Origin of the sequence: Baia soyae (assembly GCF_004341445.1) — a bacterium.
Classification (GTDB): domain Bacteria; phylum Bacillota; class Bacilli; order Thermoactinomycetales; family Thermoactinomycetaceae; genus Baia; species Baia soyae.
This window is the reverse complement of the sequence record NZ_SLXV01000018.1, coordinates 16,042-40,583: the sequence shown is the minus strand read 5'-3', so window position 1 is coordinate 40,583 and position 24,542 is coordinate 16,042. Positions and strand designations below refer to the sequence as shown.

The following is a 24,542-nucleotide window of genomic DNA, read 5'->3' as shown; positions in this document are numbered from 1 at the left end:
TGGCTTTATTATATCGGGCATAGAGGCAAAAAAACAACACTGGCTATGACTATGGAGAGCCAGTGTTGTTGTTCAATATATCTATTGAAGGAGTTTACGATCGGGTTACACCCATTCCCACTGAGGTTGGAGCAGAACCAACGGTAATGGTGGTGATGATCAGATGTGAGTTTCCATCGAGAACAGAGACATTGTCATCTACATTATTAACTGCAAAGATCTGATTGGCAATGAGGTCTACGCTCATTCCGATTGGATTGTTGCCTACGGGAATGGTGGTGACGACGGTATGGGTGTTCCCACTGATAACTGAGACGTTATTATCAAGCCCGTTGGCTATATAAATACAGTTTGTGTGGGAGTTCACTCCAATCCCTGTTCCGCTGTCTAAAAATAACATACTTCCTACTGGAATCGTGGCGAGGACCGTGTGGGAATTTCCATCTATTGTAGAGATCGTATCATCGAGACTATTGAGAACATAGATACAATTGGAGAGTTCGTTTACTCCCATGTGTGTGGGGCTGTTTCCTACAGGAATTACGGTAGATACAGTAAAGGTCATTCCATCAATGACGGAGACGTTATTATCAACGGCATTTGCTACATAGATCCGGTTCGTAACAGAATTCACACTCACTCCTTCGGGGCCTGTGCCTACTGGAACAATAACAAATACGGTATAAGTGACGCCATCGATTACATAGAGATTATTTTTTGATTGGGTAATTCCGTAGATTCGATTTCTAGCAGAGTCGACGCTTAGTACGGATAGATCTACTCCTACTGTAAACGTGGAGACAACTGTATGAGTATTTCCATCAATGGCAGAGACGGTGCTATCGTCAAAATTGGCTACATAGATCCGATTAGTGGTGGTGTTGACTGCTACTCCTTTGGGGTTATTGCCCACGGGTACCGTTGAGACGATCATGTGGGTCATTCTGTCGATGATGGAGACATTATTGCTGTCAGAATTGCTGACATATATGGTTGATAAGGGGGCATCAGAAGGCCCAGTGGGTCCAGTTGCACCTCTGAAAGAGGCAGATCCCGGTGGTCCAGCAGGTCCTTGGGGACCGGGTGGACCAGTTGCTCCTGTTGCGCCAGTGGGAGAAGTATCTCCAGTGGGTCCGGCAGGTCCTTGAGGTCCAGGCTCTCCCTTGTTCCCAGGAGTCCCCCTTTCTCCAGTCGGTCCGGTCGGTCCAGTCGGTCCGGCAGGCCCTTGAGGTCCAGTTGCTCCTTTGCTCCCAGGAGTTCCCATTTCTCCCGGCGGCCCAGTTGCACCAGTGGCAGAAATGGGTCCGGCAGGCCCTTGAGGTCCAGTGGATCCGGTGTTTCCAGGAGCACCTCTTTCTCCAGTGGGTCCAGTTGAGCCAATGGCAGAACCGGATGTAGTGGGACCCGGCGGCCCTTGAGGTCCGGTTGGTCCAGTGTTGCCTGGCGAGCCGATTACTCCGGGCGGCCCAGTGGATCCAGTGAGAGAACCGGATGTAGTGGGACCCGGTGGCCCTTGGGGTCCAGCAGGTCCTTGAGGCCCTGTTACTCCCTTGGTTCCCGCCGATCCTTGGGGACCCGGTGGTCCGATTGCACCCAATACCTCCGATATCCCAGGTACCATCTTCGGTCTGACTAGTTGGGTCCAGATTGATCCGATAGCTCCTGATAATCGAGTCGTTCTTACTAATCCTTGGGGTCCTACCGTGGTCGTTGATTTTGGCATTTTGTCGTCGTCCGTGTCCTTGATCGAGCCGGTCTTCTCGTTAATGCATGTTTCTTTCGTTGTTTCCATGATATCTGTATATGTTTTTTCAAGTCTTGAAGCTTCGGAATGGGGTGTGATTTTATGGGATGAGGGTTCAGATGGACAATCGATGTTCTTTATAGAGGATATTGAAATAATTTCATCTCCATCTGAATGGATGGATGTTTGAATTTGAATTTGACTGCTGTCTGTTGCACATGCTTCTTCTGTCGCTTCTATGGATTTGGTTGGTTTGGTTGATTCCACTTGTCTTGTGGTGCTTTTGGTACGAATAGCGCTAGGCATACAGAATCTAGGCTTTGGGGTACCCGCTATACGGAGGACACTCTCTAACTTCTCTTGGAGAACCCATTCTTTTTTTGCTAATTCTCGAATCGTATTGCGAACACTTTTATTCATTAAGAGTATGTCACTAATCGTAGCAGGTTGGGGAGAAGTGACTCCTGGTAAGGTTCCTAAGACATACTGTATCTTCTCGCCCTCAGCATTGATAATATGACTAAGCCCTATCTCCTCCATTGCAATCGAGGCTAACAGCAGGTTGATCGCATTGTCTCGAGTAATCGAGATCGTAGGGCTGATATTAGGAATATTGGCTTGAGACATCTCCACACCTCACTAGGCATCCGTCTATTTGTTCTGTCTAGACTATTCGCAAGTGCCCAGTGGTGTGCAATGTGTTCATATTATTTTGCGTAAAGAAAAAAGCTCATCAATGGAGGATGAGCTTTTTTTCTATGAGATTCCATTTATATATTTATTAAAAAAGGAAGTGAACAGCTAGAACGATCAGGCTCCACATTGGAATACTTAGTAAAAGTCCGTTTAATAAGCCAGTCATTTCTCTCATTGCTGTTTCCTCCTAAAAGATTGTCCGTTTGGATTTGATACTTGTATTCTACATGGTGAGGATGAAGATGTCCCATGTTTCGTCTATTTGTAATGTAAGTGTAATGTTACGGTGATAAATATGACATATGGCAACAGATTCGTTGCAAAAGTCGGTGTGCGTTGTAACAGCGCGATTGATTCACCTGTCCAATATTGAGTTAAGCAGGAAACATGGTACAATAGACTGGAATCATTTTGATGTTACGGAGGAATTTAGCGATATGATCACGGTGCAAAATGTAGGCTTACGTTTTGGCGGACGGAAGCTTTTTGAAGATGTAAATGTTAAGTTTGTTCCCGGCAACTGCTACGGAGTAATTGGAGCCAACGGTGCTGGGAAATCTACCTTTTTGAAGATTTTAGCTGGAGAAATTGAAGCGAATACAGGGGATGTAATCATTACTCCAGGGGAAAGACTTGCTGTTTTAAAACAAGATCATTTCCAATATGAAGAGTTTGAAGTATTGCAAACCGTTATTATGGGGCATGCTCGCCTATCTGAGATTACCCGCGAAAAGGATGCTCTCTATGCAAAAGCTGACTTTTCCGAAGAAGATGGCATGCGTGCAGCTGAATTAGAAGGTGAATTTGCTGAGTTAAACGGTTGGGAAGCAGAGTCAAATGCTGCCATCCTACTATCTGGACTCGGAGTCTCAGATGATCTCCATTATAAGAAGATGAGCGAATTAGATGGTGGTCAAAAAGTGAAAGTGTTGTTAGCTCAAGCTCTTTTTGGTAAACCGGATATCTTACTACTTGATGAGCCTACTAACCACTTGGACTTAGAAGCGATTCGTTGGTTAGAAGACTTCCTTCTAAACTTTGAGAATACCGTTATTGTCGTAAGTCATGACCGTCACTTTTTAAATGTGGTCTGTACTCATACAGTTGATATTGATTTCGCTGAGGTTAGACTTTACGTGGGTAACTATGATTTTTGGTATGAGTCCAGTCAATTGGCATTAGCACTCGCTAAAGAGAAGAATAAAAAGGCAGAGGAAAAGAAAAAGGACCTCGAAAACTTTATTGCTCGATTTAGCTCTAATAAATCAAAAGCGAAGCAAGCTACCTCACGGAAGAAAATGCTTGAAAAGCTGAACTTAGAAGATATCAAACCTTCTTCTCGTCGCTATCCATTTATTAATTTTGAACAAGAGCGTGAGGCGGGCAATGATTTAGTACGTGTAGAAGGTCTTAGTAAGTCGATTGATGGTGAGCCAGCATTGAAGGATGTACGCTTTACTGTCAATAAAGGAGATAAAATCGCACTCGTTGGTACAAATGAGGTAGGGAAATCAGCCTTATTAGAAATTCTAGCGGGTGAGATGGAACCAGATGCTGGGGAGTATACATGGGGAATTACGACAACCCAAGCCTATTTCCCAAAAGATGTGTCGAATTATTTCCAGGGAAATGAAGAATCCCTTGTCGATTGGTTGCGTCCTTTCTCGAAAGATCAGACAGAGACTTATCTGCGCGGATTCCTAGGTCGAATGTTGTTCTCAGGTGATGAAGTGTTGAAAAAGCCAAGCGTTCTCTCTGGAGGGGAAAAGGTACGTTGTATGCTCTCACGGATGATGCTAAAGGGCGGCAATGTTTTATTGATGGATGATCCAACCAACCATTTGGATTTGGAATCGATTACTGCACTTAATAAAGGCTTAATCAATTACCAAGGAACCATCTTATTTATCTCTCATGACCATGAGTTTGTGCAAACCATCGCGAATCGTATTATTGAAGTGAAACCAGATGGTACGATCTTCGATAAACAGATGACCTATGATGAGTATGTAGAAATGAAGATTGCAGAAGGCAAAAATAAGTAACCAACTTGTGGGAAACCAGCTGAATGGAGGGCTGGTTTTTCATATTGATTAGAAAAAAAGGGAGAGACCCATGGAACAGCACGAGAACTTTCGAATCAAAAGCCGTATTTCGCCTCAGTTTGACCCTTGGGATGCATGGCATACCCGCCTGGCCAAAGGGCGTTACGAGTTAACAAGTGTTGAATTTACGGTAACGAATTTATGTAATTTACGATGTGAGCATTGTGCGGTGGGAGAAGAGTTGGTCGAAAGAGAAGGGGCTGCGATTCCAGTCGAGTTATTAATCCGGAGACTAGACGAGATTGATACGTTACAAACGATCAGTATTACGGGCGGGGAACCGATTGTGAGTCCGAAAGTGGTCAAGGAAACCATTCAACCATTATTGAAATATGCAAAATCAAGAGGGATTTATACACAACTGAATTCTAATCTTACTCTACCCCTATCGCGTTATGAAGATTGGATTGAGGATTTAGATGTTCTTCATATTTCATACAACTATAGAGATGTACATGATTTTCACCGGATTGTGTTTGCAAAAATGGGTAGAGAAGTGGATATAAAAGCGGCTGAGACCTTGTTTGGGAGAATGAAAGAAAACTCACGGGCGTTAGCCAAGGCGGGTGTGTTTGTCTCTGGGGAGTCTTTATTAAGTCCCTTTACCTCTCAATTTATTGATCAAATGCATCACGATCTGGTAGAGATGGGATGTGCACGGCATGAGGTTCATCCTCTTTATCCAAGCGACTTTGCCCGTCATGCGGATCTGATCTCATTAGAGCAGTATGAAGAAGCCATTCATCGTCTACTAGAGGTCCGTGATCCGAATACATGGATTTTATTTGGAACCCTTCCCTTTTTCCCATGCAGTGATGATCGCCAGCATCGTGGCCTTTACACCCAGTTACACGAAACACCCAATGTCACCGTTCGCCAAGATCCCGATGGACGTAACCGTCTAAATGTAAATGGGTTTACCGGAGATATCATCGTAACCGACTTTGGAGACGTCCCATCCCTAGGAAACATCCACCACGATCGATTATCAGATATCTTTGATCGATGGCTACAACATCCATTAGCGAAAAAGTATCATTGCTACTGCGAACAAGCCAAATGTACAGGTCCTAATATCCTAGTAGCGAATGCCTACTATAATAACTGGGATTTTACCAAACGCAGTGCTGAAGGATTAGTGAAGATTGTATAAGCACGGAGCGGACATGCTTTTCACATCTTCGCAGGCTCACTATTGAGTTGTGGTCAGATACAACTACCCTGGGATTGCCCCAATAGCTATCATCACCCACCTTAAAACACTCTTTACACACATAGAAGCATATGTATGTAAGGAGTGTTTCTTTATCTTGAAGCCCAAAATAATCCTCAGATAAAGCAATATTCATTTTTTAATAGAAAGGAGACAAAACAACAAAATTCTCCATTTTTCGAAGCCGCCATCCCATTGTTGTAAAGCGATACACGAGTTGTCAATAAACTACAAAAAATATGAAAAGTTGTTGAAAAAGACATTTAATTTGTAATAAGATAAGGAAAGAACTAGAAATTGTGCCGTGGCGAACACGTGAAAATGATGTATTCTGTTGGTTCAACTAGAAGGAGGTTAAATGATGGATAAAGGTCCGAAATTAGTTTTGGGAATGTTCCAAATTGATAAGGATAAAAATCGATTATTGGAGCCCACTACATTATCTCCTCCCAAAAAACAGTTATCTCTTACAACTTTGTTAGTACTTTGTGTAGCGACGGGCTTGACTATGGGGGCGGGGAGCGCATTTGCGAAAGGGTCTTTATCGATGGATGATGGAGCGATTGATCAAGTTCCATGGAGTACGAAACCTTCCCAGCAAGCAGAAGTGAAGCCTAGCGTTTCCACATTTGAAAGGAATACGGCTCCAAAGGATTCAGGGTCAAATGCTGATTCGAAGGAGATTCTTCCTGTAGCACCTTCCACGCCACCTAAATCAAACCAAACAACTCCCACTTATGAGAAGAAAGTAGAACGTGCTCAAGATGAATCGAAAGTGAAGGAGAGTGCCCCCTTAGTTAGCTTTAACAAGGAAAAAATTAACTCTTCTTCCAAAAAAGAAGATCAAAGACAACGTGCAGTTTCTAAACAGCCAAAGCAAGTATCTACATCCTCAGAAGTGAATAAACAAGCTTCTACCTCAGCTCCTGCTGTAAGTACGAATGCCCCTCTACCTAAGACAGAACAAGGTGGAAAGCTCCCACAAACAGCCGGGCATGATGTGGAAGGAGTAATGGTTGGGGTGGCCACAGCGTTGTTGGCTGGTGGGTATTTATTTTATACAAGAAGGGTTCAGTCACAGTGAAATGGAATCAGTGGCTTGCGATATTTTTTCTAACAGCAGGGATTGGCTATGCAAGCTATTCAGGTGTGAGTTACATTCTTCAATTACAAGTAGTAGAGACAACAGCGGATAAAGTACATCCCCCTTCTGGGCAAGCAGAGAAGGGGGATGTACAAAAATCGGAAGATGTTTTATGGCGTACCGTACCTGCTACTGAGCGTCCTAAAAAAGGGGAGCATTTTGCGGATTTAGTCATCCCTCGATTGGAAGCAAAGATGCCAATTATAGAAGGCACAAATGAAGATGAACTGGAGCGGGGAGTGGGGCACTATTCGAAAAGTGTCTTACCAGGAGAACCAGATAATGCAGTATTATCTGGCCACCGTGACACCATTTTTAGGCAAATGGGGAAAATGCAACTAGGTGACGAATTGCGGGTTGTTACCGTTCGTGAAACATTTGTCTATGTGATTCAGAAGATGTGGAAGACAGATGCATTAGATCGTACCGTTATCGTTCCAAGGGAAAAGCCTGTCCTCACTCTTACTACTTGTTATCCGTTTTCATATATTGGTCCTGCCCCAGAACGGTATATCATTGAAGCCCATTTAACGAAGCGATTGACCAATTCGGATTAATCAGTAGGAGGAAGACCATGTCACAACTAGCGAAGCGGAAGTTTGCGATATTTGGATTTTGGCTGCTATTGATCTATACAGCAGTCAGTACAACAGCTGTATGGTTAATCCAGTTTGGGATTGTACCTTCGAGTCCAAGAACCGTAACAGCGGCAAAACAAGAAGTGCAGGGGGACGGATTGGGAGACGTTTTAAGTGAGACTGCTTTTGTGGACCAATTTGTACGGGAATATTTTACGTGGAATCAAGGAAATGAGACGATTCGTGCTAGTCGATTGAAGCCTTATTTGCATTCCACAGTAGATCCGCAAGCGGGAATCGATATGAAGAATGCTACCTATAATTCATTCCCTCGTTCGGTTGGAATATGGAGAATAGAAGATGGTGAAGGTGGGATGAAAAAGGTATACGTCACAGTGGATACTGTTCTGACCCATGCTAAAAACGAAAGTGATCAGCGCAGGGCCATCCGCTATCTAGCTGTTACGATTCAGAAATCAGGTGAGTCCTTCCTAGTAGTAGATAAGCCTTATTTAATGGCACCACCAGTTCCCGCTAAAATAGAGCTACCTGAGATGAAATCCGAACCGGGAGAAGCGGTTTCAGATGCAGAACGAGTCCAAGTTGAGAATTTCTTAAAGACGTTTTGGAAGGTGTATACCACAGGGACTGCTAATGAAATTGGCTACTATGAAAAAGAAAAGAATGTCATTTCAAAGGGATTGACTGGTTTAGTTGGCTTGTCTGATGTAAAAAATGTGGCTGTTACCAAGAAGCAAGGAAAACTAGAAGTGAAATGTGATGTGTCGTTTACTGACTTACCTAGTGGAGGCCAGCTATCCTATCAATACTCTCTATCAGTAGTGAAGGAAGGCGACCGTTTTTATGTAACAAATATGAAGCAAGGAGTGAGGTAGTATGAATGATGTTTTATATCCATTAGCTATTTTTTTAGCTGATACTCCTGCTGCTAAATTAGAGAAATCTTTAGGCGCAGAGATCGGATCCGTTTTTTTACTAATCGTTATTTTTGTAAGTGTTACTCTATTTTGGAAGCGTGCATTTACCGCATTTTTAGGATTCGCTTTGTTTGCTATGTTCGTCAGCGTATTTGTTTTCAAACCAGAATTGGTGCAATCCTTGGGTGAAAATGGGTTTTCATGGCTATTTGAAGCGTTTTTGAAGTGATGCCATGAAACAAATTCGAGTTTACAACCAGGTGTTTCGCATTGAGAAGACCGTTTATTCTGTCCAAGGGATTCAATTACCTATTCCGGTTTCGTATCGACAGTTAGCTTTTTTTGCGGGAACTTTATTCTTCATGTTTCTACTAAATGAAATTCCCCCGTTTAGTTGGGTCGATTACTATCTGATTAAGTTTATCGGCATCCCTCTCTTAGTAGCATGGTTTTTTACAAGAAAAACGCTAGATGGTAAAGCACCTCATCGATTTTTGATTCGCTTTCTTGAGTACCGTTCACAGCCTAAGTACTTTGCTAGATATCAAGAAATTCCAGTTGAAAAAAAGGCTATATACCACTACACAGGTACGGTTGTATATCGCAGACATGAGGAGGTGACGGATGATGCCAAACATCCCCTTTCCGATTAAGTACTTTGAGCAGAATCTAATTTTTGGCATAGATGGAACCGTCTCTGCTTATTATGAATTGCAACCTTTTAACTACGATTTTCGCTCGGTGGATGAGCAGTTGGATCTTCTGGGGAATCTGGAGACCCTCTACTGGAATATACAAGCTGATACGCATGCACTCGTCGTTCCTGAATTTCACAGTTTAGAAGAACATCGAGCCGGGCTCCGTAGTCAGCTATCTCCCGATCTCGGGAAAGCGGGCGCTGGATTTATTGAAGCTAGCATGGACCACTTATCCGGGAAAGGTGTGCATTCGCATCGCTTCTATTTAGGAATTAAGCTAAAGGAAAACCAAGTGAAAAACGGTTCTATTTTTTCAGATCTCGCATATGTATGGAAGGATTTTAAGCGATATTTGCTAGCTCGTTCCGGAACAGGGATTCCTGAAATTTTCGAAGAAGAGATCCAAACATATCGGACTCAGGAAGAGTTGTTTTATTCTCGAATCAATAGCTGTTTTCGTGTGCGAAGAGTGACGACCGAAGATTTTGAGTGGCTGATTAGACGCAGTTTTTATCGAGGAATAGCTAGGACTCCCAAACGAAAAAATTGGAAACCAGAAGCTACTCCTGTTCACATACAAGGAAAGAAAGCACTTCGTCCTGGACGTGATGTACTAACGCTAGCAGAAGGATCGTTTACTGCTACTGCGGGGCGTCGCTTGGAAGTAGAGCAATTTATTCAAGGAGTATCTCGAAAAGGATATATGGCTTTTTTGACCATTTCACATATTCCAGATAAAGCTCCGTTTCCTGGGACTGAGTGGTTGTATCAGTTACAAAAGCTCTCGTTTCCTGTTGAAGCCTCCGTTAGAACAGAAACCATTGAGTATAGTAAGGCACTCGCTCAAGTTCAAAATAAGAAAAAAGAGCTAAAAGCAGAAGATGAGCATGCGTCTGAAAGTGGAGAGGATACTTCTTTCCATATCTTAAACAGTCGCCAAGAAGCGCTAGAGTTAGAGAACAATCTGCGAACGGACAAGTTTCCATTATTAACAACGTCCATCATCTTATGTGTCTCTGCTACTACGGTTGAAGAGTTACATATGCGAATTCAACTCATCAAAGATTTGTATAGCGACATGATGGTTCAAATTGAAGTTCCCTACGGAGACCAGTGGCGGGCATTTAATGAGTTTTTACCAGGCTCGAAGCGTTATATTACGGATTATATTCACCACATGGATCCCACTGCTGTAGGGGCAGGGATGTTTGGTGCAACCCGCCAATTGGGGGATGGCCAAGGGCATTTTATCGGGATGTCACAAAATCTGCCGGTGTTTTTCCAGCATGATCGCGGGCCTAAAGATCCCAGGTTAAGCACAACTGCTTCAGCGGCTTTTATTGGGTCGCTTGGAGCGGGGAAGTCACTGGGGGCAAACTTATTGGCCTACCAAGCACTTTTAAATGGATCAAAAGTATTAATTTTTGACCCAAAAGATGAGCGTGGACATTGGCCAGATTTATTACCTGAATTAAAGCCAATCTCTCGGGTCGTTACACTACGAGCGAGTGTGGAGGATGGAGGGAAGTTGGATCCTTTATCAGGAGCTCATAATCCAGCTGAGTTAACTGCATCGGCTGAAACGGCCAAGCGAATTCTCCAATTTTTATCAAGAGCGTCTGATGGCACCTATGAAGCGATTTCGATCGGAAAAGCGGTAGATACCGTTATACAAAATAATTCTAAGCCATCAATGACCGCTGTACTTGAAGCTTTGATGGAATCGAATAAACTAGCACCTGAGAAACGACAAGAGAGTTTAGGAGAGATGGTAGATGTTCTCCAATATTTAGCGACATCGGGCCAAGGACAGCTTTTGTTTGGTGATGGTAGTCAAGAGGCAATCGACTTGTCGAAACCGCTAACCATCCTGCAAATTGAAGATCTGCAGCTACCAGAAGAGAGTCAAACGGATTTTGGTCGTATGGGCATTGCCCTGTTGATGGCCATCTCGGATTTCTCGCGGAGATTCTCTCATCAGACAGGTGATGGCTTTAAACTGGTTCTTTTTGATGAATCTTGGAGATTAGCGAAGGTTCGTGAAGGAAGAGCGATTTTAGAGGAGCTAGTCCGTACAGGTAGAAGTAAAAATGCCGCTATCTATCTGATTAGCCAAAATGCAAAGGATTTACTAGGGGAAGAGATCCGCTCCAATTTAGGTTGTCGATTTGTTTTTCGATGTCGTGACCAGCGAGAAGCGGAAGCCGCTTGCGATATCTTAGGAATCGAGGCAAACGATTACAACGTGGAGAGAATTCGTAATCTACCAACCGGAATGTGCTTGCTATCTGATCTTGAAAAACGTGTCAATGAATTAGAGATTCAAATTGTAGAGGAACGAATTTTTCATGCATTCGACACCAGACCAGGCTCCAATAAGAAGCCACAGACAGGAATTACCATTGAACGGATCACCAGGCGGACTGGTACCTCTTAAACATTCGTGTGGTTCGGGGAAACGAAAAAAGGAGTAAAGTGGATGAACAAAAAAAGATGGCTACCCATGAGCTTCATCCTCCTGTTTATCTGCCTCATATGTAGTCGTGATCTGGTCTATGCAGAAACAGGGCAAGAAAGCTCCATACCTGCAGGGGAAGTTCAAACACAAAGCACAGAAGGCAACAATATGTTGTTTGATGTTTTTACTAGATTCCCAGAAGAAAAGATCAAGAAATCCAAAGAAGCGGGTTATGAAGTAAACTATGCCCGATATGATTCGAGCCGGTACACGTTGGAGTTTGAAGCGGACGGCCAAAACTGGTGGGATATAGCCGAAAAGGCTGAAAACATCGGGCATTACACCTTGTATCAACTAGATAATACGATCTGGCAGGTAATCCTCAGCTGGGATTTTACGGTCATTTCGGCCATCCAGAGCGCATTTTCATTAGATATTGTAAATGAGTTTGCTGAAACGGTTGAGAAGACGATTCAACAATTTGCTGGCTTTAATGGAACTACCATCGTAGCGGGCAAGGGATTATGGGGTGGATTTATCCTCTTTGTCATCGTCATTTCAGGAGCTTGGTTTGCATACAGAGGTTTGTATAAACGAGATCAGACAAATGCTGTTTCCAGTATTATTACGATGATGGTGATCTTCATGGCATCATTAGCTTTCTTCGCGAATGCGGGTGGGATCATGAAAGATCTAAATGCGATTAGTAGTGGAATCAGTACCGAGTTGATGGGGATTTCGTTAAATCTAGGTGATGTGGGAACCGGTGAAGGAAGTTCTGAAGATGACGTAGTAGGTGGGATTCGAGATGGTGCTGGGAAACCACAAAACTCGAATGAAGTAAAAGCTTCTCCTGTTACCTATCCATTTCGTTTAGCAGATCAAGTGTATCACCTACTCATTTATGAACCCTACTTGATGCTTCAATATGGCAATGTGGACGGTTCCGATGCTGTTAATTATGCTAGAGCCAAGAAGTTACTAAGCCAAAAACCTGGTAGTGAAGCCAGGAAACAAGTTGTCAAACAAGAGGTAATCGGGACAGATGGAAATCCGCCTAATATCATGATGACAACCAAAGGCACATTCCAACGACTCAGCATTCTATTGCTACTCGGCATTACCCACTTTGTAATTGGAATTGTGTTCTTTTTAACAGCAGGGGCAGTTATTCTCTATCAATTTTTCTTTATCATTTTTGCGTTATTTGCTCCAATTGCGTTGCTCTTAGCACTCTATCCTGCATGGTCGAGTATTGCAACCAATTGGCTAAAAACATTTTTAGGATATCAATTAATAAAAATCATATTAGGCGTCTTTCTGAGTATCTTGCTTACAATCTCTAATTTCCTCTATCGCTTAACTCCGCCTAAGGATTATGGGTATTCATGGACGATCATTATGCAGCTGATTTTAGTGGTAGGAGTTATGTGGAAGAGAAAAGAGTTGTATGGAGTATTAAATACAACGTTTTCTGGGAAGGCCGACAAGGGGATTGCGGACCCTGGTTTGCGCAACATGCTAAATAAGATCAATCAGTATGCTTCAAACACTTCTACTAGACTTGGGAAAATTCGACGTAAATAGTGGTAGAATCCTTTGTTCCCGAAAGATTATGGATCAATGTGATAGTTGATTCAAAAAAGGTGGGATTACGTGGTATGAGTTGGCTAAAAGAGCCCAAAGGCGGCGATGATCAGCTCAAAGGAATTCCTAGGATTGTATTGTTCTATATGGTCATACCAGTAGGCGTTCTTTTGCTCTTAGTACAAGTTTGGCCTTATCTGGAAGAAACGCTAGAAGGAAGAAAAACAGGTCAAACCGTTGCAAACGAGACGAAAAAAGTGGTAGTGGATACAGCTGGGACTCTCTGGGACGTTGCGCTACAAGTGTTGTTTTGGGGTTTGGTGGTAGCGGCTGTAGGGGCAGTGCTATGGGTTATTGGAGGGTATATTTTGTACCGTTACTACCGACAACAAGCCCAGTTACAAGCCAGGTATATCCGGATTCTGCCTTCAGACGATACGGTTTTGGATATTGAAAAGATAACGGTATTAACTCGTACTTTTGGAGAGATGCATCGCCATCGCCGTCACCGCGTTTTATGGGGACCCCCTTGGTTCCGATTACGATTTGCTATGCCGCTTGGTAGTAGTGAGATCGGCATATATCTTTCATTTCCACTCGATAAAAAGAGTAGTGTCATTGATACGATTCGTGGTACGTATCCCAATGCGGAGATTCATGATCTGAAACCAAGCCAATTTCCACAACCTACACGGGGTGGAGTAGGCGGGATCTTTACCGATCAATGGGGAAAGAGAAAGGGCTTGCCGCTAGCTTCGCTCGAGCAGAAGAAGGCAAGTATGTTAGGAGATGTCTTAAACTGCTTACGACCAGGATCTTTTATCGATCTTCAATTTTCTCCTGTAAAATGGAGCCGATTTGAAAAGAGATTTGAAGGTGCCTACGATGATTTGAAAGATAAAAAAATGAGTGATTTGGATCCCGAAGAAAAGCAAAGAAAGATTAGTCTCATCAAACGTACAACAGGACGAGAACTCCCCTTTAAAATGCGTTTATCTATTTGGTCCAATTCACCACAAGCAGTTTCCGTTATTCGATCGACTGCGGAATCGATTACCACTACGATGAATTATGATGGTACGATTCGATTCTGGTTACAATCTCGTTGGAATCCAATGGCTGATGCGAACCCAGTCCCGGCTCCACTACCAGGTAGCTTCATGATTTGGTCGGGAGAAGAGATGGCCAATCTATTTCACTTGCCACCTGCCAATCATTTTATTTACCAGGATCCTGAACCAAATGATGAAGATCCTCGGGGAAAGCTATTACACATCTCTCAAAATCAACGGTCCCTAGCTGAAAATGAATGGACGGAAGGGGTATTGATTGGGAAAGTGAAGCATCCTCTCTACACCCGAGAGGTGAGAGTTCCTCATGAGCACCTTAGTAGGCATTTCCTTTTAACAGGAGCGAGTGGGATGGGTAAATCTAGCGCAGGAGTTGAAATGATCCAATCCATGATCGATGATTGGATTCAAAATCCAGATGCTCCGGGCTTTACCATTATCGATCCCGCTAGAGAAATTATTGCGATTATTGAAAATCGCTTGCGTTATTTAGAAGGAACTGGAGTCCATATTCCAAAGGAAAAGATACACCATTTTAATCTAAGCACTGATACCACTCATGTAGTAGGGCTTAATTTACTACACTCGATTCCTGATATTCCGGTTAATGAGCTGGCGGAACAGATCGCTGACATTTTATTGTTTAAGCAGACTCCAGGTGACTTACAAGCCCGCACACGCCGTTTACTAGCTATGGCGATTCATAGTTTACTAGAGGACGATGTGGCTCACACAGTGCTAGGAATCGATGATTTTTTCCGTAACGAGAAGTTTCGTCACAGTGTCCTTGAAAACGGTAAAGATCCTTATGTAAAAAGATATTGGGCCAAATTTGATCAGCAGATGAACTTGGAAATTGAGCCGATTTTAGCCCAAATTGATCCTTTACTACAAGATCCGACTATGCGAAGAATCTTCCTACAAAAAGAGTCGCTGTTTGATTACAAGAAAGCAATGGATGAAGGCCATATCGTGTTTTTTGATCTATATGGTATGCAAGACAATGAGGTGAAAATAACAGTTGGACATCTCGTTCATCTCTATCATCAATATTCCAGACAACGTGACTATAGTGCTAGGTTCCATCTCATGTTAGTGGAGGAGGCTCATCTCGTTCAGATCCCCATTGTTACGTCTCTATTATCAGAGGATGCCAAATATAATTTTGGGATCGGACTTGTTACGAGAGATATTGACTCATTTCATGAAGAGAATTTTATGCAGGCGATAAAAGGCAATATTGGGATGATCTTAAGCTGTGCCCAACATGAAGGTGCTGATGAAGTAGAAAGCTTGACGCGTGGATCGGTCAAAACAACCTTCTTAGAACGACTACAAGAGCGAAATGTCGCCGTTTATTTACGGACAAAGAAAAATCAACGGAGTCACACGACAGTATGTGTCGTTGAAAATGATCGACCATTTGTTTATTTGCCAGATGGAAAAGTAGCTGATCACCGTACAGAGGAAATCGGGTTCGCCAGGAGATGGGGATTGGATTGGGGGCTAGAAATAATGAGGCAATCTGCTGAAGCTCGCCCTATTGAAGAGATTGATCCCCAAATTGCTGAATATATGACCGAAAACTACAACATCCATGATTAAATCTGTTCACAGACATCAGTTTGGGGTGGTGGAGAAGTGAAACAGCTAATAAAAACAATAGGTCCTTTCCTTGAGATCTTTCTTATTAGTTACTTTATGGGCTTTGCATATGGGAACGCAGTGGCGGTCATGAGTATCATCTTTTTGTGTATCATAAGTTATTTCATAAGGCCCTTTATCATTCCGCTTGCTTGGGGAGTGGCAGCTTTTACGGTTATATGGGCATCTGATCAGTTTTCTTTGTTAGATGCTCTTATATTTGCGGTACTGGTAGGGGGATTTCGCTATTTGCTGATGCGCTTCAAGATATGGAGTTAGCATGATAAAAATCGGGAGCTTGCAATAGGCTCCTGATTTTTTTTACAAATGGGTGGTCAAAATGATAGCCATTTTTTTGATATATGAGGTAAAATGTTTACCAAGTAAATTTAATAGAATCACGTTATTTAAATAGTGTAACTATTTATCATTTCTGATACTACAACGAAGGAGGTACCGGTTTGGTGCTCAGGCGGTGCTGGACATTACGGACTAAGGTAATTCTTTGGATTAGTATGATCAACATGTTAGCGATCTCTGTGGGTATCCTCTTTCTTTATTGGGAGCATAGAGAAATCAATGTTGGATGGATGATTGGGGTCCCCATGGGGATTTTGTCGATCGAATGGATTGCTACGATCAAACTGTTCAGGTATATAAAAAGACGCATTCATAATGAATTGCATAAAGAATTATCTGGGGTTCATGAATATATGGAGTCAATGAGGGCCAAAACACACGAGTTTCAAAATACTCTTTATGCGATTTCCGGCTTGATTCAGCTGCAATCGTATGATGAGGCAATATCACTTATTCAACAAGAATCTCAGCTTCATCAGGATCAAATGTTGGCATGGACGAAAAAAGTGAAAGATAAAAGAGTATCTGCTATCCTAATTGGGTATTACAATCATGCAAGCGAAATGAAAGTAGCATTGCAGATGGATCCCGATACGTATATTCCTGAACATATAAATATTCTAAATATAACATCATTTATTTCGTTATTTGGTAATTTGGTTTTAAATGCATTGGAAGAATTGCAAAAGGTGCAGGGTGAGAGAAAGATACGAATTTATATGGAATGTATAGAAGATACACTGGTTTTAGAGATTGAAGATAATGGCTTCGGAATTACAGAAGAGATGGTTCCGTTTATCTTTGAAAAAGGATTTTCTACAAAAGAGATCACGCATTCTGGAAAACGTGGTTTTGGATTGTGGAAAGTAAAACAAATTGTAGAGGAGCAAGGTGGTACTGTGCTGGTAGAGAGAGGGGATTGGAATGGCTCTCTATTTGCCATTACTCTACCATTGAAAGGGGATGAGAGACTTGATAGAAGTGTTAATTATTGAGGATGATCGGCGAGTTGCGGAGATTAATCGGCGTTTTTTGGAGAAAATGAAAGGGTTCAAATTAGTAGCGATTGCGTGCTCTGGAGAAGAAGCAAAAGAGTACCTTGAGGTGATGAGACCACAGTTGGTTCTTTTGGATGTATGTCTTCCGGATATATCAGGAAGTGATTTAGTATGGTATATCAGAAAGACCTATCAAAACATAGATATTATCATGATGACTGCTACTGGGGAAACGGGGATCGTTCAAGAAGCTCTGCGTGGTGGAGTGTTTGATTATCTAGTGAAGCCGATCACTCTGGATCGTTTTAGACAGAGTTTGGATAAATATAAAGAACGTATGCAGTTTATTCATTCGATGAAAGTAATGGGCCAAGAGGAAGTGGATTATCTCATCCATCGGGGAGTACGAGAGGAGTTAGAGGGGTCTCATACGATGTCACTTCCTAAAGGGATTGACCCGATGACACTTGAAAAAGTAGAGAGGGTTGTGTTAGGCAATGGAGAGTCTGGATTGACGGCTGAACAAGTAGGGAGAAAACTAGGAGCGAGTAGAACCACGGCAAGGCGTTATCTCGAATACTTAGTTTCGACAGAGAGACTTCGGGCAGATCTAGCATATGGAACGATTGGTCGACCTGAGCGTAGATATGGGATGAAAGTAGATAGCATGTGATTGTGAACGATTGATACATCTTTTCCTTATAGGTTCTATTTTTTCTACATGTTTCCAATTTGAGTGGGAATGATATAGAAAAATGACCTGAGGAGGATAAGATGTCACGTATTGTTGCTGTAGGAACTGCTGTTCCTCCCCATATATTGAAACAATCAGATGTAAAATCCTATGTGGAACATACTTTTTCAGACTCTGTGGAGCGCATTGATCGATACTTATCTATCTTTGAAAACACCGCTATCCAACAACGTAGAATGAGTCAGCCGTTAGAATGGTTCCAGGAGGATCATACCTTTGCAGAGAGGAATCAAATCTATATAGAGATGGCGTGTCAATTAGGTGAAGAAGCGATTCTTCGATGTCTGGCTCAGAGTGGTTATCACATTCGTGAAATCGACCACTTAGTCTTTGTATCGACCACAGGACTAGCAACTCCTAGTATTGATGCGCACCTCGTTCATCGATTAAATATGAATCCGCATATCAAGAGAACTCCTATCTGGGGATTAGGCTGTGCGGGTGGTGTAGTTGGCTTAACACGAGCATTGGAGTTTGCAAGGGCGTGTCCCGATGAGAAGATATTGCTGGTAGCAGTGGAGTTATGCGGGCTTACTTTCCGTAAGAATGATCGTTCTAAAAGCAATATAGTGGCCACTTCTCTGTTTGCAGATGGAGCGGCGGCAGTGTTAGTTACAGGAAGTGAAGTGCCGATTCGTGTTCCCCAAGATACATATTTGCACTATCATTCATCTCAGAGTCGTGTTTTCCCTGATTCCTTAGATGTAATGGGATGGGACATAGAGGATGACGGTCTAAAGGTTGTTTTTTCGAAAGAAATTCCAACGTTGGTCAAAAAAGAAGTTGGCCCTGTTTTGCGATCCTATCTACAAAATCATGGTCTTTCATGCGACGATGTACAAAGATGGATTGCTCATCCGGGTGGTAAAAAAGTGTTACAAGCTTACGAGGAGATCACAGGATTGCCGGCAGAATCCTTTGCCTCTGCTTCCGAGATTCTAAGTGATTTCGGAAATATGTCTTCTGTAACAGTCCTGTTTGTATTACAACGTGAAATGCAAAACCAGCATCAATCGCAAGAAAAAGGCATCTTATTAGCAATGGGTCCTGGGTTTAGCGCAGAGTTTTTACTAGTAGAATGGCTCCCGGTTCAGCAAGAGAGTCAGTTGGCACAACCTGATCATGTTCCGAACCGGAACTCTCAATATCAGAGGCACTTTCCTGATTGGGAGGTTGAGCTTACATGAAATGGACACTGATTCTCTGGTCTTTGGTTGTGCTCCAAAGGATCTGGGAGGTAGGAGTTGCAAAACAAAATGGAGAATGGATGAGGCGACGAGGTGGTCAAGAAGTAGGGCGAGAGCATTATCCACTTCTAGTAGGTGTTCATGTGTTGTTTTTTCTAGGGATTCTCATTGAAATGTTTTTGTATCATGCTACCCCTCCCACTTGGTGGTGGATTCCTTTTCTCCTGTTTATAGGAGTACAAGCTTTACGATATTGGTCGATCCGTTCTTTGGGGCGGCTCTGGAATACAAGGATCTGGGTTTTACCGAATACGCCTATTGAACGAAAAGGGCCTTATCAGTACATGAGGCATCCTAACTATGTAGCGGTTGTGACGGAATTCTTAGTGTTTCCGCTTCTCTTTGGCGCTTACGTAACCTGTATTGTGATGACTTTCGTCAATATACTCGTGTTGGTCTTACTACGTATTCCGATGGAAGAGAAGGCATTAAAAGAAGTGAGTCTAAGCTTAAACGAAGAAGAAATGGAATATACAGGCGGCCTATTTTCCCGTTGGGATCAGGAGCCGTCTTGAGTTAAAATATGAGATATGGGGGATCTATTAGATCCCCCTAAAATAATGAAATAAGGTGATGGAATGTCCGAGAATAGAGTGATATTACGAGGAAATAAAGTTAACCTGAAAGATATATCGTTGGAAGATGTAGAAAAAATGTATTATTGGACATATTTAGCTGATAATCGAGAGCATCTTAACTGGAATGCTCCCTACCATCCTATAGAGGAAAAGTCTTTAGGGGAATTTATAGAAGGTTATCGATCTCTTTTAGATGTCACGGAAACGAAACAGGTTCGAGCTAAACTAGCTATCATCGTGAATCATAAGCTGATTGGAACAGTTGGTTGGTATTGGATAGATCAAAGTACGAATTGGTTGGACAGTGGGATTGTTATATTTGATTCCAACTTTTGGTCTGGAGGTTATGGTACAGAGGCATTTCAGATGTGGGTAGATTATATATTTGAAAATATGGATGTAGCACGTGTGGGTATCTCTACATGGTCAGGAAATGAGAGAATGATTGGCTTAGCCAAAAAAATGGGAATGATCGAAGAAGGTCGAATTCGGAAGGCCAGAATTGTGGAAGGGAAGTATTTTGATTCGATCAAGATGGGTATATTGAGGGAAGAATGGGCAGAGGCCAAAAACCCTTTTTTAATCAGTACTAGAATGAATGGATAGACACTATATATAATTATCGAATTTTATCGCTTGCTTAAGTAGTTAGAGAGGTGGGAGATGATGCCTCGTCTGTCGAGACGTCCGATGCGTAAATCTTGGAACGTTTCGTTTCGTTTTGCACGAAATAAATGGATTTCCATTGTGATCATCGTGCTACTCATCCTCATTCCGGTCTTATGGACGGTTGAACAAAATATTGATCCTGTCCTGATGCACATTGCGGTTACAGAGGTGAAGAAGGAAGCTCAATCTGCGATTACCAAGGGGATTGAACAGCAAGTTCATATGGGAGAAGAGTTAAATAAGCTCATACAGGTTCAAAAAGCAGAGGACGGCAGAATTGTTTCTGTTCAACTAGAACCCCTCATTCAAGCCAAAATTTATACGAATACTGCGAAGGAAATTGAAAAATCGATGGCGCATCTAAAGGATAAACCGATTGAAATCTCCTTAGGTCAAGTGATGCAATCTACGATGTTCGCAGACTACGGACCGGATATTCCTGTGCAAATGTGGCAGGAAGGATCTGCGAAAATTAGCTTAGAGCCAAAACTTGAATCACAAGGGATTAATATGGTCCTCATCACCGTGAATCTGGTGGTACAAACCGAATTAGGAATCATTGTTCCATTTAATAAAGATATGATTCCATTTACTACTTCCTATCCAATTGCCCAAACTATGGTAGTAGGTGAAGTGCCAAGCTACTACTATAACTCTGATGATTCTAAACCAAGCGGAAACCAACCTGCTCTGCCACCTATCGAAAAGAAAAACGAGCATTGATCCCCTTTGATCGATGCTCGTTTTCAATATAGTTATCTAGAAGGAAAATACTCTTTCCAACGTTTATCTACTAACTCTTTGATTTCAGGTAATGGCTCAAGTTCATCCGGATATCCGGGCTTCATTCGCGCATCAATGATAATCGGACATTGATAGCTCGAATGGTGGCGGACAAGTTCCGCTTTGGCATAAATATCATATGCTGGATCAAATCGAGTAAATGCTGTCCACAAGAAGGAAGTTTGATCAGATGCCGCCTCTATGTCGTCTACGAGGAAAAGGAAACACCAATCTTGCAACTGATCTCCATAATGTTTCAGTAAGATATTTGGAAGATCTGGATTTGCCTCGTAGGCATCTGCTTGGAGTACTAGCGCGCCTCTACAGTAGACAGCTACATCATGGATCCCTTTCATATCAGGTCCGTGATACTCAGATGGTAAGTTTCTGACAGGATCTCCGGTTCCAACTAAGACCGCCTTACTTCCATGATTGAAACGGCGACCTGTATAGTCCAATGTATCCATTGAAGTATTGTTAAAAATGAATAAATCGGTCTGTGGGTCAAAACGTTCCATTACGGCTTCAAATAGTTGAGTAAAGTTGCCTAAATCGACAGCTTGATCCGTGACAATCAGGAATTTTGTCAGTGTTAGCTGACCTTCGCCCAAGATGCGGAATGCATTAGCTAGAGCTTCGCGTTTATAGCTTTCTCGCACCACAGCAGCCGCTAATGGATGGAAGCCCGTCTCCGCATAGGTCCACAAATCACGCACACCTGGCATAGCCATCGGGAATGCAGGCGAAAGAAGACGTTGGAGGAAATCTCCTAAGTAATAATCTTCTTGCTTTGGCTTCCCTACGATGGTAGCTGGATAAATGGCATCGGTACGGTGATGAACGGATTTGATGTGGAAGACTGGGAAGTCGTGCGCTAACGAGTAGTATCCGTAATGATCTCCAAAAGGCCCTTCTAATCTGCGTTCATGGGCAGTAACTAATCCTGAGAGTACAAATTCGGCTTCTGCAATAATCGGATAACCACCATCTGCAGGACGAACAACCGGTAATTTTTCACCTACAATTAAAGAAGTAAGAAGTAATTCTGGTAAAAATTCAGGAACGGGAGCGATGGCAGAAGCAATTAAAGCTGGAGGTCCACCTAGAAACATGCGCACGGGTAGATCTTGGCCCCGCTTTTCCGCTTCAAAGTGATGGAATCCGCCACCTTTATGGATTTGCCAGTGCATCCCCGTTGTGCACGCATCATACACCTGCATGCGGTACATTCCCAGATTATGTTGTCCCGTTTCGGGATGCTCAGTATACACAAGAGGTAAAGTGAAAAAAGGACCCCCGTCTTCTTGCCAAGAGGTAAGGACAGGTAGTTCGTTTAGATTTACTTGCATTTGCTTGGAAGCCAGAGCAGGAGCTTGGCTTTCGGAAACGGTTTTTAGTCCGACTTTTAATAAATCTTGGAGGACTTTTCGCTCTTTCCAAAGGGCTGATGGAGAAGGCGGAAGCATCGTATGGGTAAGTTCCACTACTTTTTTCATTAATTCCTCTGGACGAGTTCCAAATGCTAAGTTAACCCTACGGATGGTGCCAAAAAGGTTTGTGACGACGGGGAATTGACTTCCTTTTACATTGGTAAATAATAAAGCAGGTCCTTCTTCATCGATGACGCGTCTATGGATTTCTGCAAGTTCAAGTTTGGGATCGACGGGTGCTGTAATCTCTACCAGATCTCTTTCCTGGCGAAGTTGATCCAAAAAGGAACGTAGATTTTTATGCAATGGAATCTCTCCTGATTGTCATGATTTTTCTATGTAGTACCTATGATATAGTATTAGTATATGAGAGAAAAGGAGTTTCTTATATGAGCGTAATTGTATATTCGAAGCCACATTGTCCAGAGTGCAATGTGTTAAAGCGTTTCTTGCGTGATTATCAAATTGACTTTGTGGTTCGTGACTTAAGTAAGAACCCTAAATATATTGATGAAGTGAAAAGTATGGGATTCCTTGGAGTACCTGTTACCGTTATCAAGGGAAAAGCGATTCCAGGTTTGCAGCCTGATGCAATTTTAGCCATGCTTGGGCGGAGATATTAGACTGTGATGTGACGGAGCCCTTCTATGTTAGATCAACTAACAAGGAAGGGCTCCGTTTGTGTTTTCTAATGCTTCTTCTTTTTATTGGCTCTTTTCTTGATTCGTGCCTCTTTCTCCCATTTTTTTAGAAGGGGAAAAGGATCAAAAGAGTAATTGCGGCTTCCGTTAAACTTATACACTCCGTAATGAAGATGAGGCGGAAATTTTCCAGAGGTACCAGGTGGGCCATAACCAGAAGATCCTACTGCTCCCAGAACTTCCCCTGGAGTGACGAGATCTCCTTTCTTTAACCCTTTTCGAAACCCTTTCAGATGGGCAAAGTAGTGGTATCGATTTTGTGCATCTCGAATTCCAATTCGCCAACCACCAAACACATTCCAACCCACTAGTTCCACATATCCGTAGCACGTACTTAGCACGGGGGTTCCATAATCAGCGAATATATCCGTTCCTTCATGGATGCGACGGCCTCCCCAGCCTCGATTGGCCCCCCACGTTCCCCTATATGTATAGTTATATTGGAGAGGGATGGGGAACGAGCTAGCATCCAATTGAAGAGTTTGATGTTTCTGATAGAGGCGTGCGATATGCGTAATAACGTCAACGGCGCTAGGTTGTTGATAGTATTTCCAAAGTTGCTCTCGAATTTGATCCTCGCTATTCCCGGAGCTACTTAGCAAGATGGCCACGGAATAGAGAACATCTTGATCGTTTCCCGAATCGACGATCCCGTCCCCATTTCCATCACGTCCTATGCCCTGAAAGAATTGAATGCTAGTAGGGTTTGAGCTATGTAAGTCTGGATTCGACAAGCCGGACCATTTGGAATCGATAACCTGGATGGACGTAATCCGATTAGGCAATGGCTTCGTATCTTTCTTTTGGATATTCTGTTCGTATTGATCCATAGCAGCTAAATACTCCCATGGCAGTCCGGTTAGAGATTCTACGGAACGAAAGAGAGCTATTTTTTTTGCATGTTCAGGTTCGGAATTATAGGCAAATCCTTCGATTGGATACGTAAGAAGAGAAAAAATGATGAGCCAAATACATAAAGTACCAACCTTCTTGCTTATGGTAGTTTCCTTCATTCTACCACCCCATTTCTAAGCCATATTCTGTTTGTTAGTCTGTCATGTTTTGCTGAAATTAAACATCTCTCTTGCTGTTTTCATGAATGGAGCAATTCCTCTTTTAGCACATTCAATTTTTTGAGGGTAAATGT

At 42.6% G+C, this 24,542-nt stretch carries 21 protein-coding genes; 18 read left to right on the top strand and 3 right to left on the bottom strand.

What is annotated here, in order from left to right; translation table 11 throughout:
• Positions 1–94: 94 nt before the first annotated feature.
• Positions 95–2,371, bottom strand: coding sequence for an alpha-helical endospore appendage domain-containing protein (locus EDD57_RS14955; RefSeq protein WP_131848841.1), 2,277 nt, complete (start codon positions 2,369–2,371; stop codon positions 95–97).
• Positions 2,372–2,877: 506 nt separating this feature from the next.
• On the opposite strand from EDD57_RS14955, the gene EDD57_RS07510 reads away from it, so the two are divergent.
• The 17 genes from EDD57_RS07510 to yunB all read left to right on the top strand — a co-directional run bounded on the left by EDD57_RS07510 (position 2,878) and on the right by yunB (position 21,204).
• A complete protein-coding gene (locus EDD57_RS07510) occupies positions 2,878–4,485 on the top strand; it encodes an ABC-F family ATP-binding cassette domain-containing protein (protein ID WP_131848859.1) in 1,608 nt (535 codons plus the stop codon).
• Between the two features lie 70 nt (positions 4,486–4,555).
• Positions 4,556–5,698, top strand: coding sequence for a radical SAM/CxCxxxxC motif protein YfkAB (gene yfkAB / locus EDD57_RS07505; protein ID WP_131848840.1), 1,143 nt, complete (start codon positions 4,556–4,558; stop codon positions 5,696–5,698).
• A 421-nt stretch (positions 5,699–6,119) separates the two neighbouring features.
• Positions 6,120–6,842 (top strand): hypothetical protein, encoded by a 723-nt coding sequence (locus tag EDD57_RS07500; protein WP_131848839.1) that lies wholly within the window; start codon positions 6,120–6,122, stop codon positions 6,840–6,842.
• A complete protein-coding gene (locus EDD57_RS07495; protein WP_243649483.1) occupies positions 6,839–7,459 on the top strand; it encodes a class D sortase in 621 nt (206 codons plus the stop codon). The genes EDD57_RS07500 and EDD57_RS07495 overlap by 4 nt, the downstream gene beginning before the upstream one ends.
• A gap of 17 nt (positions 7,460–7,476) precedes the next feature.
• Positions 7,477–8,376: a conjugal transfer protein gene (locus EDD57_RS07490; RefSeq protein ID WP_131848837.1), complete on the top strand. Its 900-nt coding sequence runs from the start codon at positions 7,477–7,479 to the stop codon at positions 8,374–8,376.
• Position 8,377: 1 nt separating this feature from the next.
• Positions 8,378–8,647 (top strand): hypothetical protein, encoded by a 270-nt coding sequence (locus EDD57_RS07485; protein ID WP_131848836.1) that lies wholly within the window; start codon positions 8,378–8,380, stop codon positions 8,645–8,647.
• A 4-nt stretch (positions 8,648–8,651) separates the two neighbouring features.
• Positions 8,652–9,071 carry a TcpE family conjugal transfer membrane protein gene (locus EDD57_RS07480; protein ID WP_131848835.1) on the top strand — a complete coding sequence of 140 codons (420 nt, stop codon included), beginning with the start codon at positions 8,652–8,654 and terminating at the stop codon, positions 9,069–9,071.
• Complete coding sequence (locus EDD57_RS07475) at positions 9,043–11,553, top strand: ATP-binding protein (RefSeq protein ID WP_131848834.1); 2,511 nt, start codon at positions 9,043–9,045, stop codon at positions 11,551–11,553. The genes EDD57_RS07480 and EDD57_RS07475 overlap by 29 nt, the downstream gene beginning before the upstream one ends.
• A 42-nt stretch (positions 11,554–11,595) precedes the next feature.
• On the top strand, positions 11,596–13,161 hold the full coding sequence (locus EDD57_RS07470) for a CD3337/EF1877 family mobilome membrane protein (RefSeq protein WP_131848833.1): 1,566 nt from the start codon (positions 11,596–11,598) through the stop codon (positions 13,159–13,161).
• A gap of 74 nt (positions 13,162–13,235) precedes the next feature.
• On the top strand, positions 13,236–15,836 hold the full coding sequence (locus EDD57_RS07465) for a type IV secretory system conjugative DNA transfer family protein (RefSeq protein WP_131848832.1): 2,601 nt from the start codon (positions 13,236–13,238) through the stop codon (positions 15,834–15,836).
• Between the two features lie 36 nt (positions 15,837–15,872).
• Positions 15,873–16,154, top strand: a complete 282-nt coding sequence (locus tag EDD57_RS07460; RefSeq protein WP_131848831.1) for a hypothetical protein — start codon at positions 15,873–15,875, stop codon at positions 16,152–16,154.
• Positions 16,155–16,339: 185 nt separating this feature from the next.
• Entirely contained in the window at positions 16,340–17,230 is an 891-nt protein-coding gene (locus tag EDD57_RS07455) for a sensor histidine kinase (RefSeq protein ID WP_243649485.1), read from the top strand.
• A complete protein-coding gene (locus tag EDD57_RS07450; protein ID WP_131848829.1) occupies positions 17,199–17,906 on the top strand; it encodes a response regulator in 708 nt (235 codons plus the stop codon). The genes EDD57_RS07455 and EDD57_RS07450 overlap by 32 nt, the downstream gene beginning before the upstream one ends.
• A 101-nt stretch (positions 17,907–18,007) precedes the next feature.
• Positions 18,008–19,174 carry a type III polyketide synthase gene (locus EDD57_RS07445; protein ID WP_131848828.1) on the top strand — a complete coding sequence of 389 codons (1,167 nt, stop codon included), beginning with the start codon at positions 18,008–18,010 and terminating at the stop codon, positions 19,172–19,174.
• Entirely contained in the window at positions 19,171–19,749 is a 579-nt protein-coding gene (locus EDD57_RS07440; RefSeq protein ID WP_131848827.1) for an isoprenylcysteine carboxyl methyltransferase family protein, read from the top strand. The genes EDD57_RS07445 and EDD57_RS07440 overlap by 4 nt, the downstream gene beginning before the upstream one ends.
• A gap of 63 nt (positions 19,750–19,812) precedes the next feature.
• Positions 19,813–20,418, top strand: coding sequence for a GNAT family N-acetyltransferase (locus EDD57_RS07435; RefSeq protein WP_131848826.1), 606 nt, complete (start codon positions 19,813–19,815; stop codon positions 20,416–20,418).
• A gap of 57 nt (positions 20,419–20,475) precedes the next feature.
• Positions 20,476–21,204, top strand: coding sequence for a sporulation protein YunB (gene yunB / locus EDD57_RS07430; RefSeq protein WP_131848825.1), 729 nt, complete (start codon positions 20,476–20,478; stop codon positions 21,202–21,204).
• A gap of 32 nt (positions 21,205–21,236) precedes the next feature.
• Here the strand turns inward: yunB and EDD57_RS07425 are convergent, their stop codons facing one another.
• Positions 21,237–23,000, bottom strand: coding sequence for a menaquinone biosynthesis decarboxylase (locus tag EDD57_RS07425; RefSeq protein ID WP_131848824.1), 1,764 nt, complete (start codon positions 22,998–23,000; stop codon positions 21,237–21,239).
• A gap of 83 nt (positions 23,001–23,083) precedes the next feature.
• Here EDD57_RS07425 and EDD57_RS07420 point away from each other — a divergent pair, with 83 nt between their 5' ends.
• Complete coding sequence (locus EDD57_RS07420; protein WP_131848823.1) at positions 23,084–23,317, top strand: glutaredoxin family protein; 234 nt, start codon at positions 23,084–23,086, stop codon at positions 23,315–23,317.
• Positions 23,318–23,382: 65 nt separating this feature from the next.
• On the opposite strand, the gene EDD57_RS07415 is transcribed toward EDD57_RS07420, so the two are convergent.
• The gene (locus tag EDD57_RS07415) at positions 23,383–24,408 is read right to left on the bottom strand and encodes a M23 family metallopeptidase (RefSeq protein ID WP_131848822.1); all 1,026 of its coding nucleotides are present in this window, start codon (positions 24,406–24,408) and stop codon (positions 23,383–23,385) included.
• Between the last annotated feature and the right edge of the window lie 134 nt (positions 24,409–24,542).

Excerpts from the sequence above, each read along its gene's own strand:
- EDD57_RS07415 (WP_131848822.1), bottom strand. The coding sequence starts at position 24,408 with ATGAAGGAAACTACCATAAGCAAGAAGGTTGGTACTTTATGTATTTGG.
- EDD57_RS07445 (WP_131848828.1), top strand. The coding sequence starts at position 18,008 with ATGTCACGTATTGTTGCTGTAGGAACTGCTGTTCCTCCCCATATATTG.
- EDD57_RS14955 (WP_131848841.1), bottom strand. The coding sequence starts at position 2,371 with ATGTCTCAAGCCAATATTCCTAATATCAGCCCTACGATCTCGATTACT.
- EDD57_RS07490 (WP_131848837.1), top strand. The coding sequence starts at position 7,477 with ATGTCACAACTAGCGAAGCGGAAGTTTGCGATATTTGGATTTTGGCTG.
- EDD57_RS07480 (WP_131848835.1), top strand. The coding sequence starts at position 8,652 with ATGAAACAAATTCGAGTTTACAACCAGGTGTTTCGCATTGAGAAGACC.
- EDD57_RS07475 (WP_131848834.1), top strand. The coding sequence starts at position 9,043 with ATGATGCCAAACATCCCCTTTCCGATTAAGTACTTTGAGCAGAATCTA.
- EDD57_RS07465 (WP_131848832.1), top strand. The coding sequence starts at position 13,236 with ATGAGTTGGCTAAAAGAGCCCAAAGGCGGCGATGATCAGCTCAAAGGA.
- yfkAB (WP_131848840.1), top strand. The coding sequence starts at position 4,556 with ATGGAACAGCACGAGAACTTTCGAATCAAAAGCCGTATTTCGCCTCAG.
- EDD57_RS07450 (WP_131848829.1), top strand. The coding sequence starts at position 17,199 with ATGAGAGACTTGATAGAAGTGTTAATTATTGAGGATGATCGGCGAGTT.
- yunB (WP_131848825.1), top strand. The coding sequence starts at position 20,476 with ATGATGCCTCGTCTGTCGAGACGTCCGATGCGTAAATCTTGGAACGTT.
- EDD57_RS07485 (WP_131848836.1), top strand. The coding sequence starts at position 8,378 with ATGAATGATGTTTTATATCCATTAGCTATTTTTTTAGCTGATACTCCT.
- EDD57_RS07440 (WP_131848827.1), top strand. The coding sequence starts at position 19,171 with ATGAAATGGACACTGATTCTCTGGTCTTTGGTTGTGCTCCAAAGGATC.
- EDD57_RS07510 (WP_131848859.1), top strand. The coding sequence starts at position 2,878 with ATGATCACGGTGCAAAATGTAGGCTTACGTTTTGGCGGACGGAAGCTT.
- EDD57_RS07420 (WP_131848823.1), top strand. The coding sequence starts at position 23,084 with ATGAGCGTAATTGTATATTCGAAGCCACATTGTCCAGAGTGCAATGTG.
- EDD57_RS07470 (WP_131848833.1), top strand. The coding sequence starts at position 11,596 with ATGAACAAAAAAAGATGGCTACCCATGAGCTTCATCCTCCTGTTTATC.
- EDD57_RS07435 (WP_131848826.1), top strand. The coding sequence starts at position 19,813 with ATGTCCGAGAATAGAGTGATATTACGAGGAAATAAAGTTAACCTGAAA.
- EDD57_RS07500 (WP_131848839.1), top strand. The coding sequence starts at position 6,120 with ATGGATAAAGGTCCGAAATTAGTTTTGGGAATGTTCCAAATTGATAAG.